Source organism: Xanthobacter sp. DMC47 (assembly GCF_056313845.1).
This window is the reverse complement of sequence record NZ_JBQUZM010000001.1, coordinates 1,619,779-1,634,326: the sequence shown is the minus strand read 5'-3', so window position 1 is coordinate 1,634,326 and position 14,548 is coordinate 1,619,779. Positions and strand designations below refer to the sequence as shown.

Annotated in this window: 18 protein-coding genes; 14 read left to right on the top strand and 4 right to left on the bottom strand. The window is 65.9% G+C overall.

Going from position 1 to position 14,548, the window contains the following annotated elements; all coding sequences use genetic code 11:
• The first annotated feature begins 28 nt into the window (after positions 1-28).
• The 6 genes from ACT54R_RS07560 (at position 29) to ACT54R_RS07535 (ending at position 5,457) form a co-directional block, all read left to right on the top strand.
• Positions 29-1,357, top strand: a complete 1,329-nt coding sequence (locus ACT54R_RS07560) for an ABC transporter substrate-binding protein (protein ID WP_476325045.1) — start codon at positions 29-31, stop codon at positions 1,355-1,357.
• 167 nt (positions 1,358-1,524) lie between these two features.
• On the top strand, positions 1,525-2,385 hold the full coding sequence (locus ACT54R_RS07555; protein ID WP_168461657.1) for a carbohydrate ABC transporter permease: 861 nt from the start codon (positions 1,525-1,527) through the stop codon (positions 2,383-2,385).
• A gap of 7 nt (positions 2,386-2,392) precedes the next feature.
• Positions 2,393-3,229, top strand: a complete 837-nt coding sequence (locus tag ACT54R_RS07550; RefSeq protein ID WP_476325043.1) for a carbohydrate ABC transporter permease — start codon at positions 2,393-2,395, stop codon at positions 3,227-3,229.
• A 12-nt stretch (positions 3,230-3,241) separates the two neighbouring features.
• Positions 3,242-4,018 (top strand): SDR family NAD(P)-dependent oxidoreductase, encoded by a 777-nt coding sequence (locus ACT54R_RS07545; protein WP_476325041.1) that lies wholly within the window; start codon positions 3,242-3,244, stop codon positions 4,016-4,018.
• A complete protein-coding gene (locus tag ACT54R_RS07540) occupies positions 4,015-5,094 on the top strand; it encodes a glycerol dehydrogenase (RefSeq protein WP_476325039.1) in 1,080 nt (359 codons plus the stop codon). The genes ACT54R_RS07545 and ACT54R_RS07540 overlap by 4 nt, the downstream gene beginning before the upstream one ends.
• 54 nt (positions 5,095-5,148) lie before the next feature.
• A complete protein-coding gene (locus ACT54R_RS07535) occupies positions 5,149-5,457 on the top strand; it encodes a GNAT family N-acetyltransferase (RefSeq protein ID WP_476325037.1) in 309 nt (102 codons plus the stop codon).
• Positions 5,458-5,519: 62 nt separating this feature from the next.
• Here ACT54R_RS07535 and ACT54R_RS07530 read toward each other — a convergent pair whose 3' ends face one another.
• The 3 genes from ACT54R_RS07530 to ACT54R_RS07520 all read right to left on the bottom strand — a co-directional run bounded on the left by ACT54R_RS07530 (position 5,520) and on the right by ACT54R_RS07520 (position 8,461).
• Complete coding sequence (locus ACT54R_RS07530; RefSeq protein ID WP_476325035.1) at positions 5,520-6,557, bottom strand: acetamidase/formamidase family protein; 1,038 nt, start codon at positions 6,555-6,557, stop codon at positions 5,520-5,522.
• Positions 6,558-6,647: 90 nt separating this feature from the next.
• A complete protein-coding gene (locus ACT54R_RS07525; RefSeq protein WP_476325033.1) occupies positions 6,648-7,295 on the bottom strand; it encodes an ANTAR domain-containing response regulator in 648 nt (215 codons plus the stop codon).
• A gap of 14 nt (positions 7,296-7,309) precedes the next feature.
• Complete coding sequence (locus tag ACT54R_RS07520) at positions 7,310-8,461, bottom strand: transporter substrate-binding domain-containing protein (protein WP_476325031.1); 1,152 nt, start codon at positions 8,459-8,461, stop codon at positions 7,310-7,312.
• Between the two features lie 345 nt (positions 8,462-8,806).
• On the opposite strand from ACT54R_RS07520, the gene ACT54R_RS07515 reads away from it, so the two are divergent.
• The 7 genes from ACT54R_RS07515 to ACT54R_RS07485 all read left to right on the top strand — a co-directional run bounded on the left by ACT54R_RS07515 (position 8,807) and on the right by ACT54R_RS07485 (position 13,174).
• Complete coding sequence (locus ACT54R_RS07515; protein ID WP_156026243.1) at positions 8,807-9,085, top strand: hypothetical protein; 279 nt, start codon at positions 8,807-8,809, stop codon at positions 9,083-9,085.
• Entirely contained in the window at positions 9,082-9,756 is a 675-nt protein-coding gene (gene nthB / locus ACT54R_RS07510; RefSeq protein WP_029555657.1) for a nitrile hydratase subunit beta, read from the top strand. Before ACT54R_RS07515 ends, nthB begins: the two co-directional genes overlap by 4 nt.
• A gap of 55 nt (positions 9,757-9,811) precedes the next feature.
• Positions 9,812-10,456 (top strand): nitrile hydratase subunit alpha, encoded by a 645-nt coding sequence (gene nthA, locus ACT54R_RS07505; protein ID WP_476325029.1) that lies wholly within the window; start codon positions 9,812-9,814, stop codon positions 10,454-10,456.
• 13 nt (positions 10,457-10,469) lie between these two features.
• The gene (locus ACT54R_RS07500) at positions 10,470-10,808 is read left to right on the top strand and encodes a nitrile hydratase accessory protein (protein ID WP_051678805.1); all 339 of its coding nucleotides are present in this window, start codon (positions 10,470-10,472) and stop codon (positions 10,806-10,808) included.
• 142 nt (positions 10,809-10,950) lie between these two features.
• The gene (locus ACT54R_RS07495; protein WP_476325027.1) at positions 10,951-11,472 is read left to right on the top strand and encodes a DUF1097 domain-containing protein; all 522 of its coding nucleotides are present in this window, start codon (positions 10,951-10,953) and stop codon (positions 11,470-11,472) included.
• A 43-nt stretch (positions 11,473-11,515) separates the two neighbouring features.
• Positions 11,516-12,139, top strand: coding sequence for a HupE/UreJ family protein (locus ACT54R_RS07490; protein ID WP_476325025.1), 624 nt, complete (start codon positions 11,516-11,518; stop codon positions 12,137-12,139).
• Between the two features lie 135 nt (positions 12,140-12,274).
• Positions 12,275-13,174, top strand: a complete 900-nt coding sequence (locus ACT54R_RS07485) for a helix-turn-helix transcriptional regulator (RefSeq protein WP_476325023.1) — start codon at positions 12,275-12,277, stop codon at positions 13,172-13,174.
• 192 nt (positions 13,175-13,366) lie between these two features.
• On the opposite strand, the gene ACT54R_RS07480 is transcribed toward ACT54R_RS07485, so the two are convergent.
• On the bottom strand, positions 13,367-13,729 hold the full coding sequence (locus tag ACT54R_RS07480; RefSeq protein ID WP_168461620.1) for a winged helix-turn-helix transcriptional regulator: 363 nt from the start codon (positions 13,727-13,729) through the stop codon (positions 13,367-13,369).
• 119 nt (positions 13,730-13,848) lie between these two features.
• Here ACT54R_RS07480 and ACT54R_RS07475 point away from each other — a divergent pair, with 119 nt between their 5' ends.
• A complete protein-coding gene (locus ACT54R_RS07475; RefSeq protein WP_476317443.1) occupies positions 13,849-14,472 on the top strand; it encodes a hydrolase in 624 nt (207 codons plus the stop codon).
• Positions 14,473-14,548 lie beyond the last annotated feature (76 nt).

Sequence of the window (14,548 nt, the reverse complement as noted above, 5' to 3'; positions counted from 1 at the left end):
CGCAGAACAAGACGATCGGGAGAACGCCATGGACGAGATCAAGAAGGACGGGCTGTCACGCCGGACCCTTTTGAAGGGCGCCGGAGCCTTGAGTGCCGGCATCGCCGCGGGCGGGCTCGCGGCCCCCGCAGTGGTGCGCGCGCAAGGCACCAAAACCATCCGCTTCCTCAACGCCGAGACCTCCATCGACAGCATCCGCGCGCTGAAGGTGGCGGCTGCCGAATACGAGAAGCAGTTCGGCACCAAGGTGGTCGTGGATTCCGTGCCGCTGGACGGCATCTTCACCAAGGTGACCACCTCGCTGCGCGGCGGCACGCCCTACGACATCGCCACCTTCGCCTTCATCGGCCATGTGCTGATCCTCGCCTCCGAGGGGCAGCTGATGCCGCTCAACGAGCTGACGGACAAGTACAAGTGGGGGCCGAACATTCTGTTCCCGGTGGATGGGAAGGTCTATTGGTATCCCTACGACTACAACCTCGCCTGGATCTATTATCGCAAGGATCTCTACGAGAAGAACAAGCTTGAGGTGCCGAAGACCTGGGACGGCTTCCTGAAGAACAGCCAGGCGCTGAACGGCGACGGCACGGCCGGCTCCCTGTTCCCCATCGGCTCGAACGGCGCCACCAACTGGCTCTCCCCCGGCTTCATGTGGGCCGAAGGCGTGCAGCTGTTTGACGACAAGTGGAACATCATCTTCGACAATGCGGACATGGCGCCGCGCGCGAGCCGTTATCTCGATTTCTTCGGAGAGCTTTACAAGACCATGCCGTCCGGCACCAGCCAGGCGAGCTTCGGCGAGGTGCTGTCCAACTTCACCTCCGGCAAGGTGGCGCACACGGCTTATGCCGGCCGCATCATCGAGGTGCTGGAGCGCAACAACCCCGCGCTCGCCGACAAGTACGGGATCATGCCGTACATGGATTCCGCCGGGAAGCATCAGGCGGTGAACCATGGCTATGACGGCTGGGTGGTGCTGAAGACGCCCCAGTCCGACGAGGCCATGAAGTTCATGAAATGGTTCACCGAGAACCAGTACATCAACTTCCTGCACACCGCCCCGCTGCACTTCCAGCCGCCGCGCCTCGATGTGTACGATGATGCGCGCTGGCGGGCCCATCCGCTGATCGAGAAGCACAATGCGGCGGTGGAGATGATGAAGTCGTTCCTCACCGACAAGAACATGATCCTCACCTCCATCGACACGCAGGGGCCCTCGCCGAGCCTGAAGCCGGGCAAGATCTTCGAGGCCTTCGTGTTCCCGGAAATGTTGCAGAACAAGGTTCTGAAGGGCATGTCCTCCGCCGAATGCGTGAAGGCCGCCGCCGACCGCATGCGGCAGGTCATCGCTTCGTGAGCGGTCATCGCCACACGGTTGCGTCCTGAGGATTTCGTCCGAAGACGCAAGGCCGGCAGGCTCTGCCCTGATCGTGGCCTGCCGGCCATTCCACCGCTCCGGCCCTCGGGCCGGGCGTTTCCGTCTCGACCCTGAAGGGTCACAAGCCGCTCAGCGAGGCGCCGCAGGTGAGTTCCAAAGCGACCATCTATTCCTTCCTCATTCTGGGCCTTGCCGTGACCGCGCTGCTCATCGTGGCGCCGGTGGTCTATGCGGTGTCGCTGAGCTTCTACCAGATGGATTCTTTCGTCGGCGCTCCGAAGTGGGCAGGGCTCGACAATTACACGCGCATGCTCTCGCAATGGGTTTTCTGGCGCGCGCTGATCAACGGCTTCATCTACTCGCTCGGCACCATCGTCTTTCAGGTGGTGCTGGGCATCGGCTTCGCGCTGGTGCTCAATCAGGTCTTCCCCGGCCGCAACATCGTGCGCGGCCTCTCCATCCTGCCCTATCTGCTGCCGACCGTGGTGGTGGTGCTGACCTTCAAGTGGATGGTGGACGGCTCCATCGGCGTGCTCACCACCATGATGTCCGCCCTCGGCCTGCCGCAGGTGCAGTGGTTCGAGAGCCCTGGCGCGGCCATGGCCTCGGTGATCCTGGTGAGCGTGTGGATGTGGACACCTTTCGTCACCACCACCTTCCTCGCCGCACTCCAGACCGTGCCGTCCTCCCTCTACGAGGCGGCGAAGGTGGACGGCACGAACGCCGTCCAGCGTTTCTTCCACATCACGCTGCCCATGCTGAAGCCCATCCTCACTGTGATCGTGCTTTTGCGCGCCGTGTGGATGTTCAACAAGTTCGACGTCATCTGGCTGCTCACCCAGGGCGGCCCGGTAGGCGCCACGGAGCATCTTGCCATCCTCTCCTATCGCCAGGCGTTCGGGCAGTTCGACATCGGCGGCGGCGCGGCGGTGGCGACCATCTCCTTCGCCATCCTGTCGCTGGTGGTGTTCATCTATTTCCGCCTGTTTCCGCTCGATACGGAGTGAAGCTGCGATGTCCCGCGCCCCCCGCTCGCTCGCCGGCCGCATCGCGCTTTATGGCGCCGCAACGCTGATCGCGATCTATTCGGCCTTCCCCATCTACTGGATGGTGGTGTCCTCCACCCGCGCGCCGCAGGCGCTCATCAATTCCACCTCGCTGCTGCCGGGCCCGTTCACCTGGGAATACTACACGAACCTTCTGGAGCTGACGGATTATCCCTCCCAGTTCCTGAATTCGCTCATTGTTGCAGCGGTGACGGTGGCGGTGACCATGGTGTTCTCCATCATGATCGCCTATGCGGTCACGCGCCACCGCATCCGGGGTAAGGGAATCATCGTGGGGGCGATGCTCTACGCCTACATGTTCCCGCCGCTGCTCATCGCCATTCCCATGTTCTCCATCTTCGCCAAGCTCGGCCTCGGCGATACGCTGACGAGCGTCATCGTCTCCCACCTCACCCTCACTTTGCCGCTCGGCGTGTGGTTCCTGTGGGGCTTCTTCAAGAGCATGCCGTTCGAGCTGGAAGAGGCGGCCATGGTGGATGGCTGCACGCGGCTCGGCGCCTTCCTGCGTGTGGTGCTGCCGCTGTCGCTGCCGGGGCTCATTACGGTCGCCATCTTCTCCTTCCTGCTGTCGTGGACGGACTACACCTACGCGCTCATCATGATCGGCTCCGATGCCAACAAGACCGTGCCGGTGGGGCTCGCCTCCATGGTCGGCTCGTTCGATCTGCGCTGGGGCGAGATCATGGCCGGTTCCACCCTCATCGCCTTGCCGCTGTTCGGCGCCTTCGCCCTGCTGAGCCAATACTTCATCCAGGGGCTCGGGGCGGGCGCGGTGAAGGGCTGATCGGAGACCAAGATGGATCTAGGATTGAAGGGCAGGGTCGCCCTTGTCACCGGCGCGGCGCGCGGCATCGGCCGGGCGGAAGCGCTGGGGCTCGCCGCCGAGGGCGCGCGCATCGTCATCAACGACATCGATGCGGAAGCCGCGGCCCGCTGCGCCGAGGACCTGCGGCAGGCCGGGCACGAGACGGCGGCGGCGCCGGGCGACGTGGCCGACGAAGCGGGCGCGGCCGGCGTGGTGGCTGCGGCGGTGGACGCCTTCGGGCGGCTCGACATCCTCGTGAACAATGCCGGGGCGGGCGGGCGCCATCTCGGGCGGCGGGTCGCGGAAATGGAGATCGAGGATTTCGACATCATCGTCTCCAGCCATCTGCGCAGCACCTTCCTGTGCAGCAAGCACGCCATTCCATTGATGCGCGCGAACGGCTTCGGGCGCATCGTCAACACCTCGTCCATGAACGTCACCGGCGGCGGACGGCCGGGCGTCGCCAACTACTCGGCGGCCAAGGCGGGCGTTCTGGGCTTCACCCGCACGGTGGCGAAGGAAGTTGGGGCGGACGGCATCACGGTGAACGCCATCGCCCCGGGCTATGTGGCCACCGATTTCATCGCCACCTTCTCGCCGGAGAAGCGGGCGGTGATTACCGGACAGAATCCCGTCGGCCGCTTCTGCCAGCCGGAGGAGGTGGGCGCGCTTGTCGCCTTCCTGTGCTCCACGCAGGCGGCCTTCATCAACGGCGCCTTGATCTGCATGGATGGCGGCAAGCGCGATTTCCACTGGGGTGACGCATGAGCGTGCGCGCGTTCGGGTCTCCGGCCCGCTACGTCCAGGGGCCGGAGGCGCTTGGCGAATTGGGTGCGCTGGTGCGGCTCCATGGGCGACGCCCCTTCGTGGTGGCCGATGCCATCGTCATGGATCTGCTCGGCCCGCGACTGAAGGTCGAACTGGCGGAGGCCGAGGCCGTCACCTTCGCCACCTTCGGCGGGGAATGCACGGCGGCTGAGATCGACACGCTCGCCGCCGCAGCGCGGGCGGCGGGGGCTGACGTGGTAATCGGCGTCGGCGGCGGAAAGGCCATCGACACCGCCAAGGGCGTGCGCATCGCGCTCAAGGCGCCCCTCGTCATCGTGCCCACCATCGCCTCCAACGACAGCCCCACCTCGCGCCTCGTGGTGGTCTACACGGCCGACCACGTGCTGAGCGAAGTGCGGCTGATGGATGCCAATCCCGACGTGGTGCTGGTGGATACGTCCGTCATCGTCCAGGCGCCCGCGCGCTTCTTCGTGGCGGGCATCGGCGATGCCCTGTCCAAGAAGTTCGAGGTGGAGCAGTGCGCCGCCGCCGGGGGACTGAATTTCTTCAAAGGCCACCCCACCACGCTCGCGGTCACCATCGCCGATGCGTGCTACCGCGCCATCCGCGCCGACGGGGAGGCGGCGGTGACCGCCGTGACCCGCAAGACCGCGGACGAGGCGGTAGAGCGCGTCGTGGAGGCGACCATCCTCCTCTCCGGCCTCGCCTTCGAGAGTGGGGGCCTCTCCATCGCCCATTCGCTCACCCGCGGCTTCTCCACCGTGCCGGAGGTGGCGCAGGCGCTGCATGGTGAGCAGGTGGCCCTCGGGCTTCTGGTGCAGTTGCTGGCGGAGGGGCGCGACGCCGACTTCATGTCCGACATGCTGGCCTTCTACACCCGCCTCGGCCTGCCGCGTGCGCTGGAGGATTTCGGTGTCGCGACCGATGCGGTGGTGGACGGCATCGTCTCCGTGTCCTGGGAGACCGCGCCCTATCTGCGCAATTTCGTGCAGCCGCTCTCCAAGGAGATTCTCGCGGATGCGTTCCGCACGCTCGCGGGCTGGCGCACCGAATGAACTGATGGGGTAGTCTCGCCGTTGTGGTCGCGGCAGGACCACTGAGGAGGCCCCATGAGCGACGCCAGCCGAGATGCCCACCACGTGGTTCAGCGTGAGGACGGCCCAGGCGGGGGTCGGTACGTGATCCGCCTCGGCGGTGGTGCGGAAGCGGAACTCAGCTACCAGCGCCGGGGCGACGGGCCCCTGGTCGTCACCCACACGGGTGTGCCGCCGGCCTTCGAGGGGCAGGGCATCGCCGCGCGGCTGGTGGACGCGCTCATTGCCGATGCGCGCGCACAAGGGTTCAAGATCACCCCGCTCTGCTCCTATGTCGCGGCGCAATTCCGCCGTCATCCGGAATGGCAGGATTTGCGGGCGTAAGGGCACGACGAAAGGCTCCGGCGATCGGTCGACCGCCGGAGCTATTGCCAGGTGCCAGTGGTTCAGGCCGCGCCGAGCAGCGTCTTGTCGACGGAGGCGCCGAGCGTATATTTCGGGTCCACCATATTGCCGACCCTCAGATGGCCGGCCTGCGTGAGCAGCATATAGGCCTCCAGCTCGTCATAGCCGTAGTCGGCGGCCATCCAGCGCACCAGCTCGCGATAGGCGATGCGCGCCGCATCCTCCATTGGGCGGCCGGAGCCGATGGTCATGACGCGATCGTGCGTCTCCAGCCGCGGCCAGCGGAAATTCCACCCCTTGATGAGGTCGATCTGCACTGTAGTCACGGTGGGATGCTCGATGGCGAATCCGCACAATTCACCGTCGCCCTGCGTCGCGTGACAGTCGCCAAGATAGAGCAGCGCGCCCGGCGCATGCACCGGCAGGTAGATGACGGCGCCGGGGGCCACATCCGGCAGGTCCATGTTGCCGCCGTAATAGTCCGGGACGAGGGAGGAGATGGCCTCGATCTCCGGCGCGGTGCCGATGGTGCCGATGAAGGGCTGGTAGGGCAGGCTGATTCGCTCGTTCCAGCGCACGCCGGTCGCCCGATCCACGTGCAGCTTCTTGACGATCTCCGGCAAAGGCGCGTTGAGGATCGCGGTGTCGCCCGTACCGACGAGGCCGCCGAACTCCGGCATGATGCAGGTGGTGCCGATGGGCTGCGGCCCGCGTGGGACGATGTCGTGTATATAGACGGCGAGGCAGTCGCCCTTCTCTGCACCGTTGACGAAGATCGGCCCGTTCTGTGGATTGAGGAAGGGGAAGTTGAGGATTTCGGACGGCTTGTCGCTCTCGCTTTTGATCTGCCCTTCCATGGCGTCGTGGGTCTCGGCGCTCACCACCGCGCCTGGGTCCACGCGCAGCACGGGCGTGGCATAGGGGCCGTAGACGTAATGATACTTGCCCTGGCTCGCCTCGGTGATCTCGTAGCGTTCGCCGGCGCGCCCCTTGGCTTCGCCGCGGGCGGCCATGATGGAGCCCTCGAGCCAGGCCGGATCCGGCGGGGAATAGGGGGGCGGTGTCAGATGCCGGGACATATGCCTTCTCCTTGCGGGCGGGCTGGCGTCGCTGGCAGCTGCCACGTGCGCGGAGCCGGGCGGCTCCGTCGGGATGTGGGTGTGGTGAGATCAGCGCCGGGCCGCGGTGCGCGGCTCGGCTTCGGGCGAGGACGCGGTCAGCTTCGACCGGCCGGAGATATAGTCCTCGCAATAATCCTCGAGGCTCTGGCGCCGGCGCATGCTGTCGCGGCGGAGCATCACATAGGCCTCGTCGTCGTCCACCTGATGCTCTTCCATCAGCAGCAGGATGGTCTTGATGACCGCCCTGCGGCGGCGGCGGCGATCCTGCTGGGCGTTCAGCTCACTCGCCATCTCCTTGCGCAGGAGATACTGGTTCACGCCCAAGAATAGAGTGGTGTAGACGGCGCCGGCATAGACCGGCTTGCGCAGGAAGGCCGTAGCGCCCTGGTTCATCAAGGCCTTCAGCCGGCTGGGTGCCTCGATGCCGACCAGCCCGATCACCGGCACCGGCGGCGTGCGGGCCGCGCCGAGGTCACAGGGCAACACGCTGTCGAGATCGCCGTCGATGAAGAGCAGGTCCGCGCGCTCCTCCAACAGGGCGAGGTCAAGATGGCGCCCGGCCTCGGGCGCGTCTGCGCGGGCGACCATCAGGCCGAGCTTGCCGAGCACGCTCTCCAGCGTGTCGATGCCGCCCTCGCCGGAGGCGACGATGAGGGCGCGGGCGCCGCGAAAGTTCTGGAGGAGGTTGCGCGACATGGCTCGCCCGCTCCTTACTTGGCGACCCGCAGCCGCGGCGCGGATGCGAACCAGCTGTCGGTGGGTGAGGAACGCACCAGGTAGGGATCCGGCCGGATGGGCGCCGGCTCCTCGCGGATGATGTCGAACGCCGTCCCGCGCGAGCGGCCGATGCGCGGCGTGAGATGAAGATGCATGGTCTCCGCATCCACCCAAACATCGCCCTGGGGCGCGGCGAGCCGCTGGCGCGCCACCGCCGCCTTCACCGCGAGGATTTCATCGGTGCCCGCCTCGGCCAGCGCGCCGGCCAGCAGCTTCACCGCGATGTAGGAGGCTTCCGCATCCGCCGAGGTCAAGGGCGCAGAAGGGTAAGCCGCGGCGTGGCGGGAGACGAAGGCGTCGTTCACCGGATTGCGCAGGGCCGAGAAATAGACGCTGGAGGAGATGTGGCCGTCGCGGGCCTCCGGCTCCAGCTCGTCCAGATCGGGCTCGGAGAGGTTGCAGCTCGCCACCGGCATGGTGCCCGGCTGGTCGATGCCTCGTGCGAGGCAGGCGTGGCGTAGCGCGCTGAGGAAGGCGAGGCCGCTGACCCCGATGAGCGACGAAAAGACGAAGCTGGGCCGCGCCTCGATCACCGCGTCCACGAGCTTGCGCAGGTCGATCTCGCCGACAGGGAGATAGCGCTCCGCGACCACCGTGCCGCCACGCGCCGTCACCGTCTCGCGCAGGATGCGGCTGTTTTCCCACGCCCAGATGTAGTTCGAGCCGACGCAGAAGGCGCGGTCGCCGAAGGTGGACATGAGGTAGTCGATCAGTGGCAGGATATGCTGGTTCGGCGCCGCGCCGGTGTAGACGACATTGTCGGCGCTCTCGAAGCCCTCGTAATGGGAGGGATACCAGAGCATTCCGTCATGCTTTTCGAAGCAGGGGATGACTTCCTTGCGGCTCGACGAAGTGTAGCAGCCCACAACATGGCGCACCCCTTCGGCGAGGAGCTGGCCACTCAGCGCGGTATAGCGCGAGAGGTCGCCGCCCGGATCGACAACCACGGGCACCAACTCAAGCGGCCCCGCTTCGCCGATCTCCGACACCGCGAGCAGCGCGCCGTTGAGCATGGCGCCGGCGACCGTGCTGTAGGGTCCCGTGGTGGAGAACATCAGGCCGATCCGATAGCTGGGTCTCGCCATTTCCCTCACCGCACGTGTCCGTTGCCGGTTTCCCGCTCGATGTTCGTCCGCCGCAAGTAACATTGCCGCAAACAAAAACGCCCTCGGGCCGTTCGGCCTGAGGGCTGCATCGCCACGGGGTCTGTCCCGAATGTGTGTTCGCAAGTGGCGACTTAATAGGCAGCCTTGCCTATCGCCTACGAATTAGCCTGACTGTGCGCCGGCGCTGTGTCAAGCGCAAATGCGGCTGACCAGAACCAAAGCGGGGATCAAATTGCGCAAGCTCCGGGCCGGCGTGCGCTGGTGCCTGTATCTCCGGTTGAAATCGTGTCTTCCACGCTAAAACCGGGACCTGAAAATTCTCGCTTGACAGTTCTTTTGCTGCGTCGCACTGTTTTCACGGTCGTCGAGCAAGGACGCTCATCAAGACGCCGCCAGCATGATTTATGGATCAGTGGCAAAGCCGCCCGCAGCGAGGTGCTGACGGGCTTTTTTGCGTTGGCGATCATCTTCGTCGGCCTTGAAAGCCTGGCTCCTCGTGTTCCGCCGCTCCGCGGGCCGCCCGTCGCGGCGGCAGGGGCGGATCAACCGAGGCTCGCGATCCGCTTGGGATCGCAGGCATGGCAGAGAGAGGCGTCGGCATGAAAGTTCAACATTTCCTCGGGGGCATCGAAAACCTCGGCCCCGTGGCCGTCGAGAAGCGCGTGTTCGTGGAGCCGTGGGAGGCGCAGCTCTTCGCAGTTCACACCACCATGATGGGCACAGGCATCTGGGCCTGGCCCGATCTGCGGGTGCTCGCCGAAGGCATGAGCCCGCTCGACTATTTCAAGTATCGCTACTACATCAAATGGCTCGGCGGCATGTGCCATTTCCTCGTGGCGAAGAACTATATCTCCGAAAAAGAGCTTGAAGAGCGCACCAAGCACTTCCTGGAACACCCCGATGCGCCGCTCCCCAATTCCGGGGACAACGCCGTGACCGAGCGGGTGATCGAGTATTTCTACACCGGCGCCAATCCCTACCGGGACGTAGCGGTGGACCCGCTGTTCAAGGTCGGCGACAAGGTGCGCGTGAAGGATATGCCGCCCGCGGTCCACACCCGTCTGCCGGGCTATCTGCGCAACAAGGTCGGCGTGATCGATACCGTCTACAAGGGCGCCTATCTCTACGCTGACAACGTGCCCACCGACGGCATCTCCACCACCCAGCCGGTCTATCTCGTCAAGTTCAAGACCCGCGACCTGTGGTCGGACATCCCGGACAAGGGCGACGTTCTCTACAACGACTGCTTCGAAGTCTATCTCGAAGCCGCCTGATCTCTTTCCTCATCACAACAACCGGCCTCGCGCCCAATAGCCAGAGCGGAAAATCATGAGCGACGATCACGATCACGATCACGATCACGACCACGATCACGAACATCATCACCACCTGCGGGAGAGCGAAAGCTATTACGCCGCCCGCACCAAGGCCCTCGAATCCCTGTTCCGCGAGAAGGGCATGATCGGCATCGACACGGTCGATCGCGTCATCCGCTTCTTCGAGCACGAGATGGGGCCGTTCAACGGCGCCAAGGTGGTGGCCAAGGCCTGGACCGATCCGGCCTTCAAGGCGCGCCTCCTGGCCGACGCCAACAAGGCCATCGCCGAACTCGGTCTCAAGGACGGAATCGAGGGCGAGAACTTGCGTGTCGTGGAGAACACCGCGGACGCGCACAACGTGGTCTGCTGCACCCTGTGCTCCTGCTGGCCCTGGCCGCTGCTCGGCCTGCCGCCCTACTGGTTCAAGGATCCCGTCTTCCGCGCCCGCATCGTGCGCGAGCCGCGCGGCGTCCTGGCCGATTTCGGCGTGAGCCTGCCTGAGGACAAAAGGATCGACATCTGGGATTCGAGCGCGCAGGTGCGCTACTTCGTGATCCCCGAACGGCCCGCCGGCACCGAGGGCTGGCCCGAGGAGAAGCTCGCCGCCCTCGTCTCGACCGAGGCCATGCAGGGCCTCGGCCTCGTTGCCGCCTGAAGGGATCGCCGCCATGGACATCTATGTGGAATCGCTCGACGGGCGGGGCGCCATCCCGCGCAATTGCGAGAGCCTCCAGTTCGAGGAGCCCTGGCAGGGCCGCGCCTTCGGCATGGCCCTCGCCCTGGCCGAGGCCAAGGCCTACCAGTGGGAGGACTTCCGCCAGAGCCTGATCGGCACCATCGGCACCTGGGACAAGTCCCACGCGCCCGATGACGAAACCTGGAACTACTACCAGCAGTGGCTGGCGGCGTTCGAGAAGCTCGCACTGGAGCGCGGCCTCGTCAGCGCCGAGGAGCTCGATCGCAGGACGGAGGAATTCCTCCACCGGACCCGCGAAGAGGTGATCTGAGCCAGGCGGCGGGCCGCGTCGAGACCCGCCGCCACGACAGCAATCCATCGCCGTCAACCCATCGCCGTCTCTTGCCCCCGGCGCGCCACCCGCGCGCCGGAACGGGAGAGGCTTGTCTCACCGCCTCAGCGGAGGCTTCCACATGATCATTTCCCTGGCCCTGAGCGTCGGCGTGCTGGGAGGCCTGTGCACCTGGCTGTTCCTGTCCACGCAGGCGTTCCTTATCTGGGCGGCGTTCATCGCCTGGGCGTGCTTCTTCCACTCGGGCGGCGACGCCGGTGCGTTCCGGACCACCATCGTCTCGAACGTGTTCGGCGTCGTCGTGGCCTGGGCGACGGGGCTCGTCCTCGCCACCCTCGCGCCCGGCCCGGTGGTGGGCGCCGTCTTCGTTGGGCTGTCCATCGCCCTCTACATCCTCGCCGCCTACATCCCGGCCTTCTCCTCGATCCCGGCCGTGACCTATGGCTATGCCGCCACCTTCGCGTTCCTCACCCAGAACGCGGATGCCTTCACCCCGGCCGCGATGCTGTCCCTCTCGGGCCGCAACGCGATCCTGCTGGTGCCCTTCTCCATGATCCTCGGGGCCTGCTTCGCCTACGCCTCCGCCTTGTGTGCGGCGCGTATCCAGCAGGCTCTTGCCCAGCCGGAGCGCAGCCCCGTCTGAGACCCGTTCCCTTTCCAACCAATCCAGAGCAAGGAAGAACATCATGTCCCGTTTCGTCAGCAGGATCGCGCTCCTGTCCCTCGTTCCCCTCCTCGCCGCCACCAACGCCGAGGCGCACCACGCCATGGGCGGGCGGCTGCCGGCGACCTTCGGCGAAGGCTTCATCTCCGGCCTCGCCCATCCGGTGATCGGGCTCGATCATCTCGGCTTCATCGTCGCCGCCGGCCTGATCGCGGGGGTGATGGGGCTTGGCGCCTTCGTGCCGGTGGCCTTCGTGGTGGCCTCCATCGCCGGTGTCATGCTGCACGTGCAGCTCGTGAACCTGCCGTTCGCCGAGACTGTGATCGCGCTGAGCGTGGTGGCCATCGGCGGGCTGCTAGCGACCGGGCGGGAGAAGCCGGCGCGCGGGATCTGGATCGGCCTGTTCGCCATCGCCGGCCTGTTCCATGGCTACGCTTATGGTGAATCCATCGTCGGCGCCGAGCCGACCCAGCTCGTCGCCTATCTCGCCGGCCTCGCGGTGGTGCAGTCGGTGATCGGCGCGGGTGTCGCCCTCGTCGCGTCGGGACGCGCCTGGACCCCCGCCTCCCTGGCCCCGCGCCTTGCCGGTGCCGCCGCTTTCGGCATCGGCCTGTCGGCGGTGGTGACGCAGCTGATCCCGGGCTGAACGGTCTGAAGCCGGCGCCCGTGGCGGGTGCCGGCTTCAGACTTTTGTCTATCGCGTAGGTCAGCAACGCTTCATTTTACCCGTCCCGCTTCTGGTGTAGGTTCGCGCACCAGAAAGCCAGCCCCGAGGCTTCAGATGACGGCCCGACTTGATACGGCGGGACCCGGTGGAATCACCCGCCGCGACAGCCTCGGCTGTTCCGTCGCGGCGCTGGAAGACCAGAAGGAACTGGTCGGTACCGGCTTCGTCGTTTACCGCAAGCAGCACGAAGGCTCGGCCATGAGCCGTGTCGAGACCCCGCCGAGCGGCCGGGGTCTTCTTTTGGGCGTCGCGCTCTCGAGCGGGCACCGCCGCCGCATCTTCACCGATGGCACGGCAGAGGCCTATGATTTCGAGCCGGACAGCTGCTACGTCCGCTCCTTCTCCGATACCTATCGCGCGGACATCGAGACCGGGTTCGACTTCTTCCTGCTGGAGGTCTCCCACGCGGCGCTGCATCAGACGTTCAGCGAGATGGGGCTGCCGCTGGCGGAGTGCGTCTCCTGCACCCCCGGCACCCGCGACCCGGTGCTGGCCAGCCTCTCGCGCGCTCTACTGCCCATGCTGGATACGCCGGAGCGGCAGGTGCCGCTGTTCCTGGACCAGGTGGTCTCCGCCATCCAGACCCATCTCGCCACGCGCTATCACGGCGCGGCCGTCCGCATTCCCGGCGGCCTCTCGCCGCGCCAATTCGCCATCGCCAAGGAGCGGCTCGCCGCGGGGCTCGACGGCAACGTGCTGATCGCCGACATCGCCGCTGCCTGCGGCGTCTCCCGCGGCCATTTCATCAAGTGCTTCAGGGACGAAACCGGGCTCACGCCCTACCAGTGGCTGCTCCACCTGAAGGTGGAGCGCGCGCGCGACCTCATCGTCGGCTCCCGCCTGCCGCTGGCGGACATCGCCATCACGTGCGGATTTTCCGACCAGAGCCATATGACGCGCACCTTCACGCGCCTCACCGGATCGGCGCCCGGGCTGTGGCGGCGCGGGCATTGAGCGCGCCGCATCGCTTTCGGGAAATCCCATCGTTCAAGGATACGGGCTTTTCGGCAAGACGGGTTGCAATTGCAACGCCATAGTCCGCCCTGTCAGACCCGCTTCGGGTCTTTCGGCAAGGGAGCGAACCGATGAGCACTGCCCCGCTCAAGTTCTCCGCACGCTGCGGTCCACCGCCAGAGGTGGGCGCCGTCAGCGCTCGCTAGTCGGTGCGCCCAGCGTGCCTTCAAGGTAAAGCGCCGCTTCCGCCTGCCCCAGAAGGAGATCGATGGCGCGACCCGAGTCCGTCAGCCTGTATTCCACCTGACGGACCCGGCCCTCAATCTCCCGCCGCGTCACATATCCCCCGGCCTCGAGTGCCTTGAGCCGGGCAGAGAGGACGCGTGCCGAAATCGGCCCCGGCAAGCTTCGCCGGAGCTGTCCGAACCGTAACGTGCCGTGCCGCGACAGTGCCGCGACGACATGAGCCATCCACTCCTGAGCAAAAAACTTCAGGAGAGGCTCGGCCATGCACGCCTTGTCTGCCTGCGGTTCGATTTTGTCTTGGGAATTCATGAAGGTGTCCGGTATCCCGCCAGTAACTAATGGTCTCAGCACGTAACGGGCGCTAGCTTCGCGCCGGCTTTCACACAGGAGATTCAACCGTGCCCAACGCAGTCGCCGCCCCCGGCGGTATGCTCCTTTCCCCGAAGGACCATACGCTCATCATGATCGACTTTCAGTCGCAAATGTCGTTCGCGACCAAGTCCATCGACGCCGTGAACCTGCGCAACAACGCGGCTCTGGTCGCCCGCGCCGCTGCCGGCTTCGGGGTGTCCACCATCCTCACCACGGTGGCGGAAAAAAGCTTCTCCGGCCCCATGTTCTCCGAGATCACCGAGGCATTTCCGGGCGAGAAGTTGCTCGACCGCACCTCCATGAACACCTGGGAGGACGAGGCCGTCATCGCCCGGGTGAATGAGATCGGCAAGGGACGCATCGTGCTTTCCGGCCTGTGGACCGGCGTGTGCATCGTCGGCCCCGCCCTGTCGGCCATCGAGCAGGGCTTTGAAGTCTACGTGATCGCCGATGCCTGCGGCGATGTCTCCGACGAGGCGCACGAACGCGCCATGCAGCGGATGATCCAGGCCGGCGCCCGGCCGATGACCTCGCTGCAGTATCTGCTCGAGCTTCAGCGCGACTGGGCCCGCACCGCGACTTACGACATGACCACCGGCATCGCCAAGACCTACGGCGGCGCCTACGGCCTCGGCATCATCTACGCCAAGACCATGTTCGGCGCTTCCGAAGCCCACTGAGGTCCAAGACCATGACCGAGCCTGACGCACCGGGCGGCGCACGCCCCCCGGAACAGTCCCCCCTTGTCTCGCGCCG

Coding starts and splice junctions, on each gene's coding strand:
- ACT54R_RS07485 (WP_476325023.1), top strand. CDS start 12,275: ATGACGGCCCGACTTGATACGGCGGGACCCGGTGGAATCACCCGCCGC.
- ACT54R_RS07500 (WP_051678805.1), top strand. CDS start 10,470: ATGGACATCTATGTGGAATCGCTCGACGGGCGGGGCGCCATCCCGCGC.
- ACT54R_RS07490 (WP_476325025.1), top strand. CDS start 11,516: ATGTCCCGTTTCGTCAGCAGGATCGCGCTCCTGTCCCTCGTTCCCCTC.
- ACT54R_RS07530 (WP_476325035.1), bottom strand. CDS start 6,557: ATGTCCCGGCATCTGACACCGCCCCCCTATTCCCCGCCGGATCCGGCC.
- ACT54R_RS07535 (WP_476325037.1), top strand. CDS start 5,149: ATGAGCGACGCCAGCCGAGATGCCCACCACGTGGTTCAGCGTGAGGAC.
- ACT54R_RS07495 (WP_476325027.1), top strand. CDS start 10,951: ATGATCATTTCCCTGGCCCTGAGCGTCGGCGTGCTGGGAGGCCTGTGC.
- ACT54R_RS07475 (WP_476317443.1), top strand. CDS start 13,849: ATGCTCCTTTCCCCGAAGGACCATACGCTCATCATGATCGACTTTCAG.
- ACT54R_RS07520 (WP_476325031.1), bottom strand. CDS start 8,461: ATGGCGAGACCCAGCTATCGGATCGGCCTGATGTTCTCCACCACGGGA.
- ACT54R_RS07525 (WP_476325033.1), bottom strand. CDS start 7,295: ATGTCGCGCAACCTCCTCCAGAACTTTCGCGGCGCCCGCGCCCTCATC.
- ACT54R_RS07550 (WP_476325043.1), top strand. CDS start 2,393: ATGTCCCGCGCCCCCCGCTCGCTCGCCGGCCGCATCGCGCTTTATGGC.
- nthA (WP_476325029.1), top strand. CDS start 9,812: ATGAGCGACGATCACGATCACGATCACGATCACGACCACGATCACGAA.
- ACT54R_RS07480 (WP_168461620.1), bottom strand. CDS start 13,729: ATGAATTCCCAAGACAAAATCGAACCGCAGGCAGACAAGGCGTGCATG.
- ACT54R_RS07545 (WP_476325041.1), top strand. CDS start 3,242: ATGGATCTAGGATTGAAGGGCAGGGTCGCCCTTGTCACCGGCGCGGCG.
- ACT54R_RS07540 (WP_476325039.1), top strand. CDS start 4,015: ATGAGCGTGCGCGCGTTCGGGTCTCCGGCCCGCTACGTCCAGGGGCCG.
- ACT54R_RS07560 (WP_476325045.1), top strand. CDS start 29: ATGGACGAGATCAAGAAGGACGGGCTGTCACGCCGGACCCTTTTGAAG.
- nthB (WP_029555657.1), top strand. CDS start 9,082: ATGAAAGTTCAACATTTCCTCGGGGGCATCGAAAACCTCGGCCCCGTG.